Consider the following 19,418-nt stretch of genomic DNA (forward strand, 5'->3'; position numbering starts at 1 on the left):
CTACATTCATAAAAAAGTGTGTTTTTCAATACACTTTTCTCCTGAAAAAGCCGATTCAAGACTAAAACATAACTTGTCTATGTTGTCAAGTTTTATGTTAAGAAAAATGTTTATAAAGCATAGCTTCCAAAGGGGGGTTAGGGGGAATGGAGAGCGCGGGACTTCCCGCCAGGAAAGTTAACGCGGAACCCACTCCTACTTATACCATTTCTCAAAAAGAATGCTATACCCGATCGGGTGAGGAGGTGAGGAGGTGTGCGAGGTGTGGGAAGTTGGTTCGTGTGGGAAGTTGGTTCGTGTGGGAAGTTGGTTCGTGTGGGAGGAGGGGGGAGAGGTAGGGACGTTGCTTGAGCATTAATGCGTTTTCGTATAGGGAATGCTCCTATTCCATGTCGCTGAGCGTTAACGTTTGCGGAGCATGACAAATGGAAAGTTGTGCGTCAGCTAAACGACCGTACGAATAATAACTACTAACCTGCCTTAAATCGTCAAAAAAAGACTTTAAATCTTAGTAACTATTTAGATGTTGAAGTAGAGCTGAAGTATCGCATTAATGCATGGGAATTGATATATAGCGTTTCCCAAGCTCTCGGAGGTACAGTTGTTTTTCTTCTTTATCTATTTCTACGGAATGAGAATTACTACTCCCTATTCCCTATTCCCTATTCCCTGTTCCCTGTTCCCTGTTCCCTGTTCCCTGTTCCCTAAAACCAAAGAATTTTGTACCTCACGCTTTTTGGGAATTAATATAACGCACTATCTCAAAAGTTAAAAGCTGGAAATTTAGAGAAAAACTCAAAAATTAGTCAAAAATAAGGTAATTTAAGTTATCAGTTATCAGTTAAAAGTACCTCGTACAATAGGAAGACTTGAAATACTGAATTTTATTTTTTATCTCCTGGAAATAGGAGACATTAAACCCGATATTCTAGTTAAAAAAAAGTAGAAAAAAACAAAATGAAAATAGCTATTTTATCTATTGAACCAACTCTTTATTCTACCAGAAAATTAGTAGAAGCAGGAGTTGAACGCGGTCACGAAGTTGAGGTTATTGATTACCTGCGCTGTTATATGAATATTACTTCTATGAATCCTCAAGTTATTTATATGGGTGAATCTTTAGAAGGATTTGATGCTATTATTCCTCGCATTGGTGCTTCTCAAACATTTTACGGTACCGCTGTAGTTAGACAGTTTGAAATGATGGGAGTTTTTACGGCAAATCCTTCTCAAGCTATTTCTCGGTCTCGCGATAAATTACATTGTTTACAATTATTAGCAAGAGAAGGAATAGAATTACCCGTAACTGGTTTTGCTCATTCAACTAAAGATATTGATGGTTTAATTAATACTGTTAGTGGCGCTCCTTTGGTAATTAAATTATTAGAAGGAACTCAAGGAATAGGAGTAGTTTTAGCTGAAACTTATCAAACAGCTAAATCAGTTATTGAAGCTTTCCGTGGCTTGGATGCTAATATTTTAGTACAGGAATTTATTGAAGAAGCAGGTGGTGCAGATTTGCGATGTTTTGTAGTAGGAGATAAAGTAATAGCAGCTATGAAAAGACAAGGAGCAGAAGGAGAATTTCGCTCAAATTTGCATCGAGGTGGTACAGCAAAAAAAATTAGATTGAGTCCAGAAGAACGCTCAACTGCTACCCGTTCAGCTAAAGCAATGGGGTTAAGAGTTGCGGGGGTAGATTTATTACGTTCTAATCGTGGCCCAGTCGTGATGGAAGTGAATTCTTCCCCTGGTTTAGAAGGAATAGAAACTGCTACAAAAGTAGATGTTTCTGGTAAGATAATAGAATTTTTAGAGAAGAATGCACAAAAAGGTTAAGTGCGCGATCGCATTGAAGGTTGAATCAGTTATACTAATTTACTGTAAGGATGTCACAAATAGTTTCAAACTTTAAATGTCAAATAATTGCCTGAAACTGTTGTGATTATCAGAGTTTTTAGCCTATCAAATCTGGAATTATGAATTCTAAATTCTAAATTCTGAATTCAGTGAAACGGTATTAGTTATCAGTTATCAGTACCTTAAAAAATGGAGATAGGAAATGTTTTTCCAACTGTTCCTTGTTCCCTATTCCCTATTCCCTGCTATACTAAAAAATGATAGAAATAGGTGGTTCAGTCATTCCGCTAGCAAAAAGACAACTCATAGAAATACCCATAGCACGTCTACCTACTCAAACCTTAATTACTTTACCAGTTACAGTCATAAATGGTAGCGATCGAGGATCAATACTTTGGTTAAGTGCTGCTATTCATGGTGATGAAGTTAATGGTATAGAAATTATTCGTCAAGTATTACAAAAAATTTCTCCATCTTTATTAAAAGGTACATTAATTGCTGTGCCAATTGTGAATATATTTGGCTTTATAGAACAATCTCGCTATTTACCCGATCGCCGTGACTTAAATCGTTCTTTTCCTGGTTCAAAAAGAGGTTCCCTTGCCAGTCGTTTAGCTCGTTTATTTATGGAAGAAATTGTTAGCAAATCTACCCACGGTATTGACTTACATACCGCCTCATACCATCGCAAAAATTTACCACAAATTCGTGCTAACCTTCACGATCCTGAAACTTATGAATGTGCAAACGCTTTTGCGGCACCAGTAACAATTCATTCCCAAAGTAGAGATGGTTCCCTGCGGGAGGCCGCTGCTAAACAAGGTATTCCTACATTATTGTATGAAGCAGGAGAAGCATTGCGCTTTGATGAGAATGCAATTCAAGTAGGAGTAGAAGGTATCATGCGGGTAATGGCGAGTTTAAATATGTACCCACGAGAAATTTACCCGGAACCACAACCAGTTCTAGAAGTGAATCAGACTAAATGGGTACGATCTGCTCGCGGTGGAATATTGCGACTATATGTGGAATTGGGTCAGAAAGTTATGAAAAAGCAATTATTAGGTGTGATTTCAGATGCTTTTGGCGAACAAAATACTACTGTTAATGCTCCTTGTGCAGGTATGGTTATCGGTAGTTTACAAAATCCTTTGGTTAATCAAGGTGACGCGATCGTGCATCTGGCAGTTTTAGAGGAATAATATTGATTGAGTAGTCAGAAGTCAGGAGAATTGACTGTAATATATAACCGTACGAAAAAAACTGTAGAAAATCGTGACAGTTAAATTCTTGATATTGGATTAACCAGTATAGGCGCTCACTGATTACCGAAAAATTTAGGTAGGTAGTTACGCCTCCTAATTTTAAGAGGATAAAAAAAGAAGATTCTGTATTTCAAGCCTCCTTATTTCGCGAGGCACTGATAACTGATAACTGATAACTGAAATGACGATTTCCCACAAACAAGCAGCACAAAACCTGCTGAAGTTATTGTCAGTTAAGCTGCTCACAGCGAATAAATATTTTTTTGTGACGAACAAGCGTGACGAATGAAACCAGTTAAACTAAGCCAAGTTGTTTGCTCGGTTCCCTTGCAGTACTTGGATCTAGGTTAAATTCAGTATCTAGAAATTGCACTGCCTCATAAGTCTCAATCCAGACATGAGCACCACAATTTGCTGGTTTGTAAGGTCGATACACGATATAGCAAGGACCTGAAATATATAACTCATAACCATAATCGTTGCGCTTGCTGTCTTTGAGAGACACTACTGGTTGAAATTGCTCTGGAGGCTTTCCTTTATTACCTTGAATGTTGTGTTGATTAACATGAATCATTTGTGCTTTCTTCGCTTGTTGCTTGCGCCAGATACCTTCGGGACCGCGCCGAGCGGGAATTATTCTCGGCATTCCACTTTTAGATACTGGAATTTTCCAGAATCTACCATTTTTTTTAGCTCCTTTGACTCTTCCTTGAGCAAGTAAAACTAATAAACGTTGACGAGAGATACCTAATAAAATAGACGCTTGTTTAGTACCCATGATTCTTACCTCAACTCTTGGCCAATAGTAAAGCTTACTTTCTTACTATAACATTTACAGGATTTAACCTAAAAACAAAGATAAACCAAATTATTGGTTTTGTCAACAAGAGAGTCTGCGCTTAAAAGTATGAGTGTTTAGGGTAGGAGTCAACTGAGATGGCCCAAAGCTGAAACCTTGAAGTCCCACATCTGAACCGAGAGGTTTCAAACTTCAACTTCCTCAAAAGATCGGCTTAGGAGTTCTATAATTAAAGTTGCAATTTATCAAGTTAAACTTTAGGAGCGATCGCTATCATAAATTAATAAAATTAATCAAAATATAAACTATGACTAATCAGTCTGCGTTACCTAAAGAGAAAAAAAATCATAAACCAGGAATTAGACTAACAGGAAACCAAAAAAATTGGCTCATATCTGCTCATGTTATTTCTGGAGCAATATAGACACAGATCCAGAGAAGGTGCAGATTTAACCAGGTAATGGTAGGTATCTTTTCGAGACATATTGAGTTATTTTAACTTTACTTATAAACTAACTTATAAACTATAATAATATAATCGATTCAAACTACTATAGTCTTCTCATCTATATTTTTTTAGGATTAAACCAAAATGTCATTAAACTCAACAGATCCAACAATACTTAAAACAGCCAAAGAAAAGTTAGTAAATCTTTCTCCAGAACGACTACAAATAGCCTTAGATTTCTTGAATTACCTCCAACAAAAAGATGAAACAGATGCCAGTTATTTAATCAAATTACCGTTAGAAAAAAGACGTGAAATTTTAGCAAAGCAAGCTGAAAAAATGTTAGAACATTATCAGCAAGACAGAGAATGGCAAGAATTACAAACTTGGGATGAATTACATGAGCAATAATCATTCAGCCAAACGGGGAGAGATTTGGCTAACAAATTTTGACCCAACGATTGGAACAGAAATTAAAAAAGTTCGTCCGGCAATTATCATTAGTTCTGATGGGATTGGGAGATTACCAATTAAATTAATTGCACCAATAACTGATTGGAAAAATTATTTTGAAAATGATAGTTGGCATATCAAAATAGAACCGGATTTAGAAAATAATTTAACCAAAATTTCTAGTGTCGATCTATTGCAAATCAGAGGAATCGATTTGCAAAGATTAGTCAAAAAAATCGGTATTTGTTCAGGTGAAATTATGAATAAAATATCCACAGGTATTGCTTTATTGGTAGAATATGATGGTTGAATTTTACCTAAGATATTTTTAGTATTTATGAACTTTATTGATACAAACGTTTAACTTTATCGCTTGTTTGATAAGCAAAGGATAGAAGCTATAGAAAGAGAAAGAAAGCGAAATATTGCCATTTATGGGTTAAACTTTAGGAGCGATCGCTATCATAAATAAATAGATATAACCAGGAGATCAACTATGACTAATCAATCTGTCTTACCTAAAGAGAAAAACAATCAGAAACCAGGAATTAGACTAACAGGAAACCAAAAAAATTGGCTCATATCTGCTCATGTTATTTCTGGAGCAATTTGGTTTGGTACTGCCCTTTCGATGCTGGTTATGACTATTAGTAATCTTAACACCACTAACGGTGATGAACTTTACGCAATTAATTCAGTTATCAAATTATTAGATGACTGGATAATTATTCCAACTGCTAATACAACTTTACTAACCGCAACCTTGCTTTGTTGGTTAACAACTTGGGGATTTTTTAAATTTTATTGGGTAATTACTAAGTGGGTTATGACTGTCACATTAGTTATTTTTGGTTCTTATTGGTTAGTTCCTTGGACTGATGCAATGACAGCTATTTCTGATACTGAAAGGTTAAAAGCATTGAGTAATCCTTTGTTTATGTTTGATACAAAAGCAATAATTATTGGTGGTTCAATTCAAATTGTGAGTCTGGTTTTCATCTTTATTATTTCCTTTTTAAAACCTTGGGGAAGACGGGGTATTAGACAAAAAAATAATACCAAAGTTTCAGACACTTTAAGTAATAAGTAATAAGTAATAGTTGAACACTTATTGTGACTTCAACCAACACCTAAATTTTTAAATTTTCCCTTTGCGCAGCACCACAGACAACAGGAGCAGGCGATCGCAGAAGTGGGAAAAGACAATTTCTATTTACTAATTTTTTTCCCCTGTTCCCTGTTCCCTGTTCCCTGTTCCCTATTTTGACTTAAAAATCCATATCCAAATCACTAATATCATCATCTTGTTCACTACGAGCATACTTAGAAGGTGGGCGATCGCTACTCCAACCCCACCAAGTAGCATTACAATGACAATGATAAAACTCTTGCCATTTGCGACGACTATTTTCTGTATACACAGGCGATCGCCGATTAATCCATACTGCCTGTGCTTCCATTGTACTTGCCCCACATTTAGGACAACGGAAATCAAAGCTATGAATTGCCGATTCAGTCCATTGGGGAGGAGTTAGATTAAAAGCTTCCATTATTCACTCTATTATCATAAAATATTACTTTTATTTCAAGAATTTAGAATTTTAGAATGCAGAATTATTAAATTAATGAATTGTTTAATTAATAAATTAACAAATTAAGCACTTTTTAATTCTAAATTCTTAGATTTATATTTTAATTCTAAACTATAAATTATTAATTCTAAATTCATAATGCCGATCAATAACTAAAAAACCACATCGCATAATCTTCTAATAATTCAGCATTAGGAGAATCTTCTACAACCGCTTCTAACTCAGCCAATGACAATGTAAACTTTCGATTATCTGTAGTCCGTTCCAATGTAGCTAAAATTCCATCTTTGACATCTAATTTATCATCTAATTTCAACAGATTAAATTGATCTGTATAAGATGGTTTTGTCTTTTTTAATTTTTGATATTCTTTTTGACTTCCATCACCCATAGTATAATATTCTTCCCATTCAAATTCTTCCATACCTGTAACTAAACAAGGAATTGCCAGATTTTGCTTGAGATACTTGAAATACTTTTTTAAATTAGTTTGATTAACTTCTAAATCTGTAGTGCCGAGAAGTTCTTCTAACTTTTGTTCAAAAACTTCCCAATGAACTTTTTCTGCTTCATCATCATCTTCTATCCCTTGAAAAGCACCTATCTGGTGTAAAAAATCCTCAATAGGCACAGTTATACTTAAATTTTCTCCACCATTCAACTTAGAAGTTTTCCCTGATACAATAGTCTCATCAATTTCAATTGGTTTTAGCTCGCTGGTATTAGGTTGAGACTTATTTTTATTTTGTCTTTGATTAGATTTTGGCATAAAATTCTTACCCGATACAGGTTTATTTATGATTAAAGAATATATAGAATAAAAAAAATTCGGTTAATCTATCTTACGAGTAAACTATGACACAAATACTAGAGTCTCCAGAACCAATAGTTTATCAAGGACAGTTCGGAGATTTTACCATAACTAAAAGCGATCGCCTTGGTGTAATTATTTACCGTAGTGGCTTAATGATAGCTGCTCTTAGTTTTGCATTAGGAAGTGTCCTAGTCTTATGGCAAGGTGAAAATCCAACCGTTATTCAAGCACTTACACCCCTAATTGGCTGTTTTTGTCTAGCTTTAGGTGTAAGTTTGGCCACTATCCATATTTATATGGCCAGTTTACACCGACTACTCCAGCTATTTTGGTTAATAGGGGCCATTACTACGGTAATCTTAGCAATTAACAGTAGGGATCCCCTTGCCTTAATAGTTTACAACAATCCAGTTACTATTTTCGGCGTAGGTTTTACCTTTGCTGCTTTGACTGGTATTTATTTCAAAGAAGCTTTTTGTTTTAACCGTCTGGAAACTAAATTCCTCACACCTTTAGTGCCTTTTTTACTCTTGTCTCATCTAGTTGGTTTTCTATCAGTTGAAATGAAAGAATTTTTATTAGGAACTTGGGTGTTTCTATTTATAATTTTTGCTATCCGAAAGGCATTTCAACCAATACCTCCTGATATTGGAGATAAGAGTGTTTTTGAATATTTACACTTAAAGAGGGAATCTTCAATAATTAATAATTAATAATTAACAATTAATAATTAATAGACTGAATGTATCAGGAAATATAAAAAGGAGATAGGGAACAGGGTAAGCACTCAGCTATTAGCTGTCAGCTCTCAGCAATAAAAATGAACGATGTAGCTCAATAGAGGTATTAAGGTTAATTGATGGACTTTTACCCATACTTTTAATTCTTTGAAACCTCTTAACTGCTTTTTCCTATTTTAAAGGATTTTAAAGGAAAAGAAGCTGATAGCTGATAGCTGACCGCTGAATGCTTACGGAACACTTAACTGGGAACACGTAACTGGGAATAGGGAATAGGGAGGAAGAAATTAAGACAAGTATTGAAGAGTTAAAATAAAGGGAATATATATACCTTTCCACCTCTATATTCAAAAATTTCAATCTCTTGAAGTACCTTTTACTTTTAGATTTTAGTGACTCAACAACTCTCTTAAGACTTATTTTACAAACAGTTTCTAATAATTACCTCTTATTATAAAAAAGAGGATTGCCTAAAAGGAATTTTTTTTCTTCTCTTGGTCGATTGGATATGGCGCCGGTAACCCATCCATCCCTCAACCGCTTTTTTATTCATAAATGGAGAGGCTTTATACCTTAATTTTTTGCTAAAGAAGGGAAAAAAGAATTCACTTCTCACCCTCCTCAAACTGTTGCAGGATGGCAGAAATAACTGACCAGTTACAAAATCCTCAAAGCCTTACTAACCAAGAATGCATGAATTTTGAATTTTGAGTTTTGAATTTTGAATTGTGAATTCCGCGTAGCGGCACTCTGCTTTTTTCCGCAAACCTTAAATAAAGGGGCGAATAGCCAGCAAGCCCCTACTTTTGATTTCAGCTATATATTAATGTCACCGAAAAATAACCAGCAAAACCAATTTAAAAATTATCTCTTAAAATGGCTGGAAAAATTAACTTCAACAATTCAGTTACTGATATTAACTCTAGGATGAATGATCTATCTAATAGTGATGTGCTGCTGGAATATTTACTCATTCTTAGCAGTAACCTCTCCTATAGAAGCTGATTTACTAATAGTTGAAGGTTGGATGTCAGACTATGCAGTAAAATCGGCGATCGCAGAATTTAATCGGGGTGCTTATCAAAAATTAATTACCACAGGTACACCCATAGGTAAGGGATTTTATCTATCAGAATATGACAACTTTGCCGAACTAACAGCAGCAACCTTGATTATCTGGGGTGTCGATCCAGACAGAGTGGTTGCTGTACCCACTCCTCAAGTTACCAAATATCGCACTACTGCTTCTGCTATGGCAGTAAAAGAATGGTTACAAACTTCTAATCTCAAAGTCAACTCTATCAATATCTATTCTTTAGGACCCCACTCTCGTCGTAGCTGGATGATTTATCGGAATGTTTTTAGTCCAGATATTCAGGTAGGTGTGATTACTCTCGAACCCAAAAATTATAATCCTCACAGATGGTGGCAGTCGAGTGAAGGTATGCGGACTGTTATTGTGGAAGCGATCGCCTATTTTTATACCCGCTTTGTTAACTGGAAATCCTAATGTATCTCCTGTGCAAGTATCGATTCCGCCCGTTATGCCTAATAATATCGGGTTTGACACTTTTGATGAAAGCTGAAAAGGGCTTACTTCCTTCCTTGGTATTATAATGATACCAAGCATTAATTGACTTAACTTCAGCTTTAGCCACCAGTATTTTTTTTTGGTTATACCAAGCTTCAATAATGGATAATGGATAATTGATAATTGATAATTACCTCTCCCTAAAAGGGAGAGGATTGACTAAAATGAAAAAATTTATTTCTCTTTCGGGAGATTGGATATGGCGCCGGGAACCCATCCATCCCACCCTTCGGGAAGCTCCGCTTTTCATGTCGGCGACAGCCGTTAACGTAGTTATGCGTAGCACTCGCCACCGCTTTTTCCCCTTGAAAGGGGAGGCTTTAAACCTGAATTATCTAATTATTTAATTGTTTAATTATTAATTATTTCGGTAAAAAAAGAATCTTACGAATAATAAGGGCGATAAAAATACTTTACAGGAGATGTCTCTTTGACGAATTAAATAATTTATGAACTAAGAATGGCATCAAAGCTATTCCCATTTTACTCCTGTACGGGGGAACGGCCGGAAAGCCCCTACGACTCCTGATATCATGTCCGGTTGAATAGTTATAAATAAAAATGGAGGAGTAATGAGTAATGAGTTATGAGTAATGAGTAATGAGTTATGAGTTATGAGTTATGAGTTATGAGTTATGAGTTATGAGTTATAAGGGAAGAGGAGGGAATTTTAAGCTATAAATGAAGAGAAAGTTTTTTGCGGAGCGCTCTTATCCGGACATGATATGACTCCTAAAAAAACCTAGATATTTGTAGCAAACATTTATCAAACTGGTATTATTGACTTGCAGTTTAGTCTTTATTAATTTCATTTTAACTGTTTAGCTATCTCTTTCAATTGCTTGACAATTTCCTTGTTGTTATGGCTTCTTGAGCCATAAAGTCTAGCAGAGAAAATTGTAATTATTTCTATCACATCTTGTTCTAAGACTTCCTCAAAGCTAGAATCTTCCGAACGATTAATAATCACTACTTCTGTACCAAATATTTCACACAAAGTAAATATCAAGTCACTACCAAATCTCAGCAATCTCTCTTTGTTAGTCAAGACCAATCGTTCTACTTGGTCTGAACAAATCAGCTTGATCAGTTTAATTAAACCTTTTTTGCGATAGTTTAAGCCACTACCAAAATCTGATATTACCTCAAATGACCAACCTTGTTTGGCGCAGTAAGCTTCCAACACTATTTTTTGACGTTCCAAATCATCTTTTTGCTCATGACTACTGACTCTGGTATAGGCAACAGTCAAAGAATTATCTTGTTTGTTACCAATTAAGTCAGTAACGGTAAAACGACGATGACCACCTTCGGTACGGATTGATTTGATCCGTCCTTCATTTTCCCATCGTCTGATTGTTTTTGTTGATACTCCTAGCAGTTCTGCTGCTTCAGATACAGTTAATAAGTTAGACATATATAGAGTATATCACAATAAATATATAATTATGTTTAACTTTTTTGTTCAATAGACATCTCCAGAAAAAAGGGAACAGGGATTTTTTCCCCTACTCCCTACTCCCTACTTCCTCTTCTCTGGAGATATACTAATGATAGATTTACCAGAAGCCCTTCGAGCTTAAGTAAGAAGTAATATCATGTCCGGTTGAATAGTTATAAATAACGAGGGAGGAGGGTGGGGAGTGTGGGGAGTGTGGGAAGTGTGGGAAGATTTGGTAATGGTTGAAGATGGAACTTTTTTTATCACTAATTATCCGGACATGATATAAGAAGTAATAAGTAATAAGTAAAATCAAGCCCGTTGATGTTGGTTTAAAGCCTCTTCATTTATGAAGAAAAATTCTTGCGTATTCATCATTTTTTGAATTCTCTGACTTCAGGAAGAGGTATTACTTATTACTTATTACTCATTACTCATTACTCATTACTTATTACTTATTACTTATTACTTGTGAACATCGCCGATCGCTTCTTTAAAAATCCCACATAACGGGGCGATCGTCTAAATTATCCGTAACTATCCGCCCAATAGCATCAATTTCTGCTACTTCATCTGAGGATAATTTCACATCCGCAGCTTTTGCATTAGCAGTTGCTTGTTCTGCATTTCGCGCTCCAACGATAGCATTTGTCTGGGGTTGGGCAATTAACCAGGCGATCGCTAATTGAGCCATAGTACATTGTTTCCTTTCAGCAATGGGGCGTAGTTTTTCTAAAGCTGTTTGTACTCGTTCGTAGTTTTCTTTAATGGAAAATAGTGTATTGTTAGCACGATTATCGCCTTCCGCAAATTTGTGATCTGGTCCGAATTTACCTGTTAACAAACCTTGAGCTAAAGATGAATAAGCAATAATAGAAATCTTATTTTCAATACAGTAAGGCATTTCTTCTTTTTCTATTTTTCGCCAGAATAAAGAATAGGGTGGTTGTAAACTATCAATTTGACCATATTGAGCTGCTTCTGCTATTTGTTCCCTTGAGAAATTAGAAACACCAATTGCTCTAATTTTACCCTGTTCTTTCAACTTATTTAGAGCATTCATTGTTTCTTCAATTGGTACAATTTCACTCTTAAAAGCACCAGAAGGCCAATGAATTTGATAGAGGTCAATATAATCAGTATTGAGATTTTTCAGAGAGCGATCGCAAGCTTCTATTACTTGGTCATATTTCATATGATTAGCAAAAACTTTAGTTGCTAAAACCACTTGTTCTCGGACATCTCCCAATGCTTGAGCCACAATTCTTTCTGAGTAACCATCTCCGTAAACTTCAGCAGTATCAATTGTGGTAATACCTGCATCAAAAGCTTCTCTAATTGCTTTAATAACCTCAGAATCTTCAATATCTGCCCATCCACGTTTTCCCGCTTGCCATGTCCCCATAATGATAGGAGTAATTTTAATTTCAGATGTGCCTAATGCTCGTGTCTCCATCATGGTCTCCTAGTTATTTTGACTACAAGTACAGCTATAACATATCGTGCATAAAGTCAAGACAAATAATTAATCTTGAAATACTAATGATGTTCTTATTTGTGGATATTATTGAGTTTTTCAGTATATTTATTGAGTCCCAAAAACATATTTAAGTAATTACCGATTTGTCATTATTTTTTCATATATAAGACCAGTGATTATACTGTGGACATTTTACTGAAAATCATATACTTTTATTATGAAAACTTGTTGTTTTTGCTATAAAACAGTTAGACTAAAGAAAGGTTAGAGCGAACAGATGAAGTATTAAATATATCTAGACAAATATTTTATTTTAAATAGAGGAAAATATATGGCTTCAAAATTGTTAGATATAACTCAGTCTATTCTATTTATAGATCCAACTGTTAAAGATTATCAAACTCTTGTTCGTGGAATAAATCACAATATTAAAATTGTGCTCCTGGATACCTACCGCGACGGTATTCAACAAATTACTGAAACTTTGGTTCGCAACCAGGGAGTCAAAGCTGTTCATATTCTGTCCCACGGAACTTCTGGTTGTCTGTATCTAGGTAATAGTGAACTTAATCTGGAGACTATAGAAAACTATACTGAGCAGTTACAGCAGTGGGGGCAAAGATTAGACGATAATGCTGACATCTTAATTTATGGATGTAAGGTGGCAGCAGATTTAGTCTTTATCCAAAAATTGCAGGAATTGACTGGGGCAAATATTGCTGCATCGGCCACACCTACTGGTAATGCTAGATTGGGTGGAGACTGGAATTTAGAAGTAAGTTGTGGAAAAGTTTCTACACCAATAGTTTTTAGTGCTGAAGTGTGTCAAGCATATAGTGGAAGACTGGCACAGATCAATGTTGGTATTACTGACGATAATGTAGATGGAGACACCAGTAGTATTAATGCTTTACTGTCTGACCCAGGTACGGATGGTGAGATTAGTTTGCGCGAAGCAATAATTGCTGCTAACAATACTGCCGGAGATGACACAATTAATCTAGTTGGTGGGGAAACCTACACTTTGACGATAACAGGTAGTGAGGAAGATAATTCTGAGACTGGGGATTTAGATATTAAGAATAATGGTGAGATAGTTATTCAAACCTTGGGGAATGTCAAAGCTACTATTGATGCTGGAGGAATAAGTGGGTTAGGCGATCGGGTGTTTAATGTTATAGAAGATGCTTCCCTGAAATTGGAGAATGCGGTAGTTACTGGTGGGGTCGTTACAGCTTCATTCCCGTATCACGATGATAATGGTGGTGGAATTCTAGTAAACGCTGGTGGTACATTAGAATTAACAAATAGCACAATCAGCGGTAACTCTGCTAGTAACTCCGGTGGTGGTATTGGCAATATGGCCGGTAATTATAATGGGGAATTTAAGGGCACAGTCATCAACATTGAAAATAGTAGTATCACTGATAACTCAGCAACTGCTGGTGGTGGTATTACTAATGTAGAAAGTGTACTCAATATAACTAACAGCATTATAAGCAGTAACTCAGCAACCTCTAGTGGTGGTGGCATTATTCACCAAGGAGCAGAAACCATCGATGCCGAAACCAATATTATAAACAGTACCATTAGTGGTAATTTTGCCAAAAATGGCGGTGGTATTGCTGGTATAGGACTCGGCCTTAATATAAGTGATAGCAGCATTCGGGGAAATTCAGCCACTAATTCTGGGGGTGGGATAAATGCACCAGCTATAGCTCAAATTAATAACAGCACCATTAACAATAATTCAGCAGAAAAAGGTGGTGGTATTTATTTAAACAGGTCGTTCTTTGAGACCGTTACCATAAGCAATTCCACTATAAGTGGAAACTCAGCAACAGAAGGTGGCGGAATATTGAACTATGCATCAATAGTTGCGGTCAATAGTAGTACAATCTCAGGAAATACAGCTACATCTCAAGGAAGTGGTCTGTTTAACTCTTCCTACTATAGCAGTTTTGAGGCTAGAACATATGATGGAATAGCAGTCCTTGGTAACAGCATCATTGCTGGCAACTATAACAACAAAGATATTGAGGGTGATGGCAATTTTACCAGCAACGGTTATAATTTGATTGGTAACGATACTATAGGACTATTTAATCAAATAGGAGACCAAACTGGAAATAACACTACTCCTCTCGATCCCCAAATCGGTCCCCTACAAGACAATGGTGGACCAACTGAAACCCATGCTTTGCTAGCAAATAGTCCTGCTATTGATGCTGGCAATACTAACGAAAATAACGACCAACGAGGTGCTGGACGAGATAGCAACCCCGATATTGGAGCTTTTGAATTTGGAGCAGTTCCCATAATGATACAAGAACCCAACGATACTTTATTACGAGCTACTCACACTGGATTAACTATTAACAACGACGGTACTTTCAGCTATTCTGGTGAAATAGGCGATAACCCCAACGTAGATCCTGAAAAAGATGTTGATTTATTTAAAGTTGACTTAGATATAGGCGATCGCCTCCGCTTACCACAAACTATCGACTTATTAGACGAAAGTGACAATGATATTGGTGATGCACAAGTACAAATATTTGATTCCTTAAATTTCATAGACTTTCCCGATCCTGATGACGGCAACTATATTATTTACCAAGCTAAGCAAGCAGGTACTTTCTATGTTGGTATTAGTGGTGATGGTAACAGTGGTTATGACCTGAACATAGAAGGCAGCGGTTCTGCTGGAACTCCAGGCAAATATGACTTAACCATTGAAACTATTGGTCGTCAGACGGGAGGAACTCAAAGTAAATTGTACTTTAGTCAAGATAATGCTGCAAACGATGAAGGTTTGTACATTCTGGATACAACCACAGGTGATTCTACTCTTATTGGCAGCAACGACAATAATGTAAGTCCGGCAAATGTTGGTCTAGCTCCAAGCAATAGCTCAAGTTTCCTCTATGGTGGCAGTTTAGACTTATTAAAAATCAATGCTGATGGCAGCGCTACTAATTCAATTGGTGGAATTTTTGATGGTAACGGACTAGCGTACGACCCTACTAACAATATTATCTATGGAGTAGAAACAAATAACTTCTTTACCATCAATCCAAATACAGGAAACCGTATTTCAGTATTAGATGCTCCTCCTGTATCTTTGGACGGACTCAGTTTTGGTAATGGAGGAGTCTATGGTTTAGGTGAGAGTCAAGATTTGCTGTTTTACGACCCCAATAGCAATGATACCAATAAATGGACTACTATTGGAGATACGGGAATATCATCATGGCAAGATGCAGGATTAGCTTTTGATGCAGAAAAAAATGTATTGTATGCAAAACGGGATGGGGATACCTTACTGTATGAGATAGATGTATCAACGGCACAAGCAACAAGTGTTGGCAATACAGGAATATCAGAAGGTGGTGGTTTAGCATTAGTGAACGATGATGTCTACGAAGAACCCAACGATACTATACAACGAGCCACACATACAGGATTAACCCAGAACAACCACGGTACTTTCAGCTTCTTTGGTGAAATCGGCGATAACACCAATCTGCCACGAGAAGATGATGTAGATTTATTTGAGATACACTTAGATTTGGGAGAAACAGTCCGCATACCCAAAAATATACAATTATTAGAAGAATATATTTTTTCTGGCACTGCTAATGCAGAAGTCCGACTGTTTGATGATCAAGGAACTGTAGTCCCTTTATCTTCAGAGCCATCTAATGACTACTATGAGTATACTGTCTTTGATTCTCAGCAAGTAGGTACTTTCTATGTTGGTATTAGCGGTGATGGTAACACGAGTTATAACTCTAACCAAGCAGGTAGCGGTTCAGGAACCCCAGGAAAATATGGTTTAACCATTGAAACTATTGGTCGCCAGATGGGGGAGACCCAGAGCGATCGCTTATTTGCTGTTAAGGATGATGGTTTTGGTTTGGTTCAAATAGTTGAGTTAAACCCTCAAACAGGAGAAGAAATTAATAGTCTCCCATCCCCCGAAACACTGTCGCCAGGTTCTCAAGGTTTAGCTTATGACGGTAATAGTTTATTCTTAATTGATGGTAGTAGTTCCAACACTGAACTATGGGAACTCGATCCAGATACCGGAGAAGTCCGCGATAGTGACTTAATCTCAAGCCCATTTACTTTGAATGGTTTAGCTGCTCTTGATGGGAAGGTCTATATACTCGACAGTGGAAATAACATTACTGAGTTCGATCCTGTGAGCGATGTTGTTACCAATACATTAGATATTGATGCAGTTAATAACGGGGTATCATTGGGCGGAAGACTCGGAGCAATTGCAGAACCGAATGCTTTACTAGCAATAGATTTCAACTCACCACGAGTATTAGAAATTAATCCGACTACAGGTGCAATTACTAATTCTTTCCCTATATCTTACTCCAGTGATGGAATAGCTGTCATTGACAATGAGATTTATGTAGGTAAAAATGATTCTTCTCCTCAAATAGAAGTATTCGATCGCTCTGGTACATCCCAACGCACAATGGATTTTGATTATAATGTGTCGGCACTTGGAGGTGACAACTCAGGGGCGGTTGAATTTGAAGAACCAAACGATACAAGAGTAGGAGCTACTCACACAGGACTTACCAGGAAAAATCACGGTACTTTCAACTTCTCTGGAAAAATCGGCGACAACACAAATTTGCTCCCAGAAGCTGATGTAGATTTGTTTGAGATACACTTAGACTTGGGAGAAAGAGTCCGCTTACCCGTCAACATAGAATTATTAGATGAAAGCGGTAATTATATTACCAATGCAGAAGTTCAACTGTTTGATGCCACCGGAAGTTCACCATTGAGTTTAATTTCAGACCCATCAGATCCTACTAACTACCGTATCTATGATTCTGAGCAAGCAGGTACTTTCTATGTTGGTATTAGCAGTCAGGGAAATAGTAATTACGATCCCAACATAGAAGGTGATGGTATTGGAACTGCAGCAGGCAACTATAACTTAACTATTGAAACTATTGGTCGCGAGATGGGAATAGTTGAGAGCGATAACCGTTTATTTGCTTTTAAGGATGATGGTTCCCGTCAAATAGTTGAGTTAAACCCATTAACAGGGGCAGAAATTAATAGTTTCTCAGCTCCCGATACATTTTCACCAGGACCTCAAGGTTTAGCTTTTGATGGTAACAGTTTATTCTTTGTTGAGAATAATGGTTCCAGTACCGAACTATGGGAACTAAACCCAGATACAGGAGGAGTAAGAGATAACGACCCCATTTCTGATTCAGGTGGTTTTGATGGTTTAGCAGTTCTAGAAGGGAAAATCTACATATTAGATACACAAGATGGGGATATTATTGAGTTCGATCCTGTAACGGATCAAATTACTAATACATTAGATATCGACGGAAATAATATCGGAGTCTCACTAAGTGGAGGACTCGCAGGAATAACAGGACCCAATGCTTTACTGGCAACTAATAGCAATTCAGGAAATCTTGTAGAAATTAATCCGGATACAGGTATAGTTACTAATTCTTTTATCATCCCTGGTATTCCTTTTATTAATAATGGAGTTGCTGTTGTTGATAACGAGATTTATGTAAGCGATAACAGTACATCTCCTCCTATCGGAGTATTTAACCGTGCTGGTGTATTCCAACGGGATATTAACTTAAATTATTCAGTCTCAGCACTAGCAGGTGACAATGTGGGCGCAATATCATTTGAAGAACCAAACGATACTCTCACACGAGCGACTCACACCGGACTCACCTTAACTAACCCAGGTACATACGAATATTCTGGTGAAATTGGCGACAATACTAATTTATTACCAAAGGATGATGTAGATTTATTTAAGTTTGACTTGGATACAGGAGAAACTGTCACCTTACCTGGAACCATACAAATATTTGATGAGAATGGTAATCCTGCTGGCAATGCTGAAATACAACTGTTTGATTCTACAGGAAATCCTCCTTTATCATTCGATACAGATACTCCTGAGTCTAAGATTTATCAAGCTACAGCAACTGGTACATTCTACGTTGGTATTAGTGGTTCTGGTTCTATAACAGGGAACTATGACTTAACTATTGAAACTACAGGTTCTCGAACTGGGGATGAACCCAACGATACTATAGTCGAAGCGACAGATACGGGTTTAACTCTAACCAATTCAGGAGTCTACACTTTCAATGGAGAAATAGGAGATAATACCAATATTATCCAAGACCGAGATGTAGATATATTTAAGTTTGACTTAGATATAGGAGAAACAGCGACATTTGATGTATCTGAGTTATTGGATCAAGAGGGTTTTTCCAATGGTATACCCACACTGCGACTGTTTGACTCTACTGGTTTTGATATTGGTTTTGAGATTGACCCTAGTGACTCCTCAAAGGGAAGTTTCTCTACTCCAGAAGCAGGAACTTTCTATCTCGGAGTAAGTAGTTCAGTCAATGGTGTTTACGACTCCAATGCTGAAGGTAGCGGTTCAGGAGATGGTAATTTCTACACTGGTAGTTATGACTTAACCATTGAAACTATCGGTCGGAGTTTGGGAAATGAGGAAGCAAATGATACCATAACCGATGCTACCGATACGGGTTTAACTCTAACCAATTCAGGAGTCTACACTTTCAATGGAGAAATAGGAGATAATACCAATATTATCCAAGACCGAGATGTAGATATATTTAAGTTTGACTTAGATATAGGAGAAACAGCGACATTTGATGTATCTGAGTTATTGGATCAAGAGGGTTTTTCCAATGGTATACCCACACTGCGACTGTTTGACTCTACTGGTTTTGATATTGGTTTTGAGATTGACCCTAGTGACTCCTCAAAGGGAAGTTTCTCTACTCCAGAAGCAGGAACTTTCTATCTCGGAGTAAGTAGTTCAGTCAATGGTGTTTACGACTCCAATGCTGAAGGTAGCGGTTCAGGAGATGGTAATT

General features: G+C 36.8%; 13 protein-coding genes. 8 read left to right on the top strand and 5 right to left on the bottom strand.

The window, feature by feature from the left end; translation table 11 throughout:
• The first annotated feature begins 957 nt into the window (after positions 1 to 957).
• Positions 958 to 1,839, top strand: a complete 882-nt coding sequence (rimK, locus tag F6K40_RS26290; protein WP_293140054.1) for a 30S ribosomal protein S6--L-glutamate ligase — start codon at positions 958 to 960, stop codon at positions 1,837 to 1,839.
• 278 nt (positions 1,840 to 2,117) lie between these two features.
• Positions 2,118 to 3,062, top strand: coding sequence for a succinylglutamate desuccinylase/aspartoacylase family protein (locus F6K40_RS26295; RefSeq protein WP_293140055.1), 945 nt, complete (start codon positions 2,118 to 2,120; stop codon positions 3,060 to 3,062).
• 358 nt (positions 3,063 to 3,420) lie between these two features.
• On the opposite strand, the gene F6K40_RS26300 is transcribed toward F6K40_RS26295, so the two are convergent.
• Positions 3,421 to 3,903 carry a MerR family transcriptional regulator gene (locus tag F6K40_RS26300; protein ID WP_293140056.1) on the bottom strand — a complete coding sequence of 161 codons (483 nt, stop codon included), beginning with the start codon at positions 3,901 to 3,903 and terminating at the stop codon, positions 3,421 to 3,423.
• 613 nt (positions 3,904 to 4,516) lie between these two features.
• On the opposite strand from F6K40_RS26300, the gene F6K40_RS26305 reads away from it, so the two are divergent.
• From F6K40_RS26305 to F6K40_RS26315, 3 genes are all read left to right on the top strand, one after another.
• Positions 4,517 to 4,783 carry a hypothetical protein gene (locus F6K40_RS26305; RefSeq protein WP_293140057.1) on the top strand — a complete coding sequence of 89 codons (267 nt, stop codon included), beginning with the start codon at positions 4,517 to 4,519 and terminating at the stop codon, positions 4,781 to 4,783.
• A complete protein-coding gene (locus F6K40_RS26310) occupies positions 4,773 to 5,135 on the top strand; it encodes a type II toxin-antitoxin system PemK/MazF family toxin (RefSeq protein ID WP_293140058.1) in 363 nt (120 codons plus the stop codon). Before F6K40_RS26305 ends, F6K40_RS26310 begins: the two co-directional genes overlap by 11 nt.
• A 186-nt stretch (positions 5,136 to 5,321) precedes the next feature.
• Positions 5,322 to 5,915: a hypothetical protein gene (locus F6K40_RS26315; RefSeq protein WP_293140059.1), complete on the top strand. Its 594-nt coding sequence runs from the start codon at positions 5,322 to 5,324 to the stop codon at positions 5,913 to 5,915.
• 178 nt (positions 5,916 to 6,093) lie between these two features.
• Here F6K40_RS26315 and F6K40_RS26320 read toward each other — a convergent pair whose 3' ends face one another.
• Positions 6,094 to 6,375, bottom strand: coding sequence for a hypothetical protein (locus F6K40_RS26320; protein ID WP_293140060.1), 282 nt, complete (start codon positions 6,373 to 6,375; stop codon positions 6,094 to 6,096).
• Positions 6,376 to 6,562: 187 nt separating this feature from the next.
• Positions 6,563 to 7,186 (bottom strand): calcium-binding protein, encoded by a 624-nt coding sequence (locus F6K40_RS26325; RefSeq protein ID WP_293140061.1) that lies wholly within the window; start codon positions 7,184 to 7,186, stop codon positions 6,563 to 6,565.
• An 86-nt stretch (positions 7,187 to 7,272) separates the two neighbouring features.
• Between F6K40_RS26325 and F6K40_RS26330 the strand changes: the two genes are divergently transcribed.
• Together F6K40_RS26330 and F6K40_RS26335 are read left to right on the top strand one after the other, a co-directional pair.
• Positions 7,273 to 7,944, top strand: a complete 672-nt coding sequence (locus F6K40_RS26330; RefSeq protein ID WP_293140062.1) for a DUF2301 domain-containing membrane protein — start codon at positions 7,273 to 7,275, stop codon at positions 7,942 to 7,944.
• A 958-nt stretch (positions 7,945 to 8,902) separates the two neighbouring features.
• Complete coding sequence (locus F6K40_RS26335) at positions 8,903 to 9,481, top strand: ElyC/SanA/YdcF family protein (RefSeq protein WP_293140063.1); 579 nt, start codon at positions 8,903 to 8,905, stop codon at positions 9,479 to 9,481.
• A gap of 889 nt (positions 9,482 to 10,370) precedes the next feature.
• On the opposite strand, the gene F6K40_RS26340 is transcribed toward F6K40_RS26335, so the two are convergent.
• Together F6K40_RS26340 and F6K40_RS26345 are read right to left on the bottom strand one after the other, a co-directional pair.
• Positions 10,371 to 10,979 (bottom strand): IS607 family transposase, encoded by a 609-nt coding sequence (locus F6K40_RS26340; RefSeq protein ID WP_293140064.1) that lies wholly within the window; start codon positions 10,977 to 10,979, stop codon positions 10,371 to 10,373.
• Between the two features lie 517 nt (positions 10,980 to 11,496).
• Positions 11,497 to 12,459 carry an aldo/keto reductase gene (locus F6K40_RS26345; RefSeq protein WP_293140069.1) on the bottom strand — a complete coding sequence of 321 codons (963 nt, stop codon included), beginning with the start codon at positions 12,457 to 12,459 and terminating at the stop codon, positions 11,497 to 11,499.
• A gap of 355 nt (positions 12,460 to 12,814) precedes the next feature.
• Between F6K40_RS26345 and F6K40_RS26350 the strand changes: the two genes are divergently transcribed.
• Positions 12,815 to 19,418 (top strand): DUF4347 domain-containing protein (locus F6K40_RS26350; RefSeq protein ID WP_293140065.1); only part of this gene is annotated, 6,604 nt, incomplete at its 3' end.

The organism is Okeania sp. SIO3I5 (assembly GCF_010672085.1).
GTDB lineage: Bacteria > Cyanobacteriota > Cyanobacteriia > Cyanobacteriales > Microcoleaceae > Trichodesmium.

Coding starts and splice junctions, on each gene's coding strand:
- F6K40_RS26295 (WP_293140055.1), top strand. CDS start 2,118: ATGATAGAAATAGGTGGTTCAGTCATTCCGCTAGCAAAAAGACAACTC.
- F6K40_RS26315 (WP_293140059.1), top strand. CDS start 5,322: ATGACTAATCAATCTGTCTTACCTAAAGAGAAAAACAATCAGAAACCA.
- F6K40_RS26305 (WP_293140057.1), top strand. CDS start 4,517: ATGTCATTAAACTCAACAGATCCAACAATACTTAAAACAGCCAAAGAA.
- F6K40_RS26325 (WP_293140061.1), bottom strand. CDS start 7,186: ATGCCAAAATCTAATCAAAGACAAAATAAAAATAAGTCTCAACCTAAT.
- F6K40_RS26300 (WP_293140056.1), bottom strand. CDS start 3,903: ATGGGTACTAAACAAGCGTCTATTTTATTAGGTATCTCTCGTCAACGT.
- F6K40_RS26345 (WP_293140069.1), bottom strand. CDS start 12,459: ATGGAGACACGAGCATTAGGCACATCTGAAATTAAAATTACTCCTATC.
- F6K40_RS26335 (WP_293140063.1), top strand. CDS start 8,903: ATGATCTATCTAATAGTGATGTGCTGCTGGAATATTTACTCATTCTTA.
- F6K40_RS26330 (WP_293140062.1), top strand. CDS start 7,273: ATGACACAAATACTAGAGTCTCCAGAACCAATAGTTTATCAAGGACAG.
- F6K40_RS26340 (WP_293140064.1), bottom strand. CDS start 10,979: ATGTCTAACTTATTAACTGTATCTGAAGCAGCAGAACTGCTAGGAGTA.
- F6K40_RS26310 (WP_293140058.1), top strand. CDS start 4,773: ATGAGCAATAATCATTCAGCCAAACGGGGAGAGATTTGGCTAACAAAT.
- rimK (WP_293140054.1), top strand. CDS start 958: ATGAAAATAGCTATTTTATCTATTGAACCAACTCTTTATTCTACCAGA.
- F6K40_RS26320 (WP_293140060.1), bottom strand. CDS start 6,375: ATGGAAGCTTTTAATCTAACTCCTCCCCAATGGACTGAATCGGCAATT.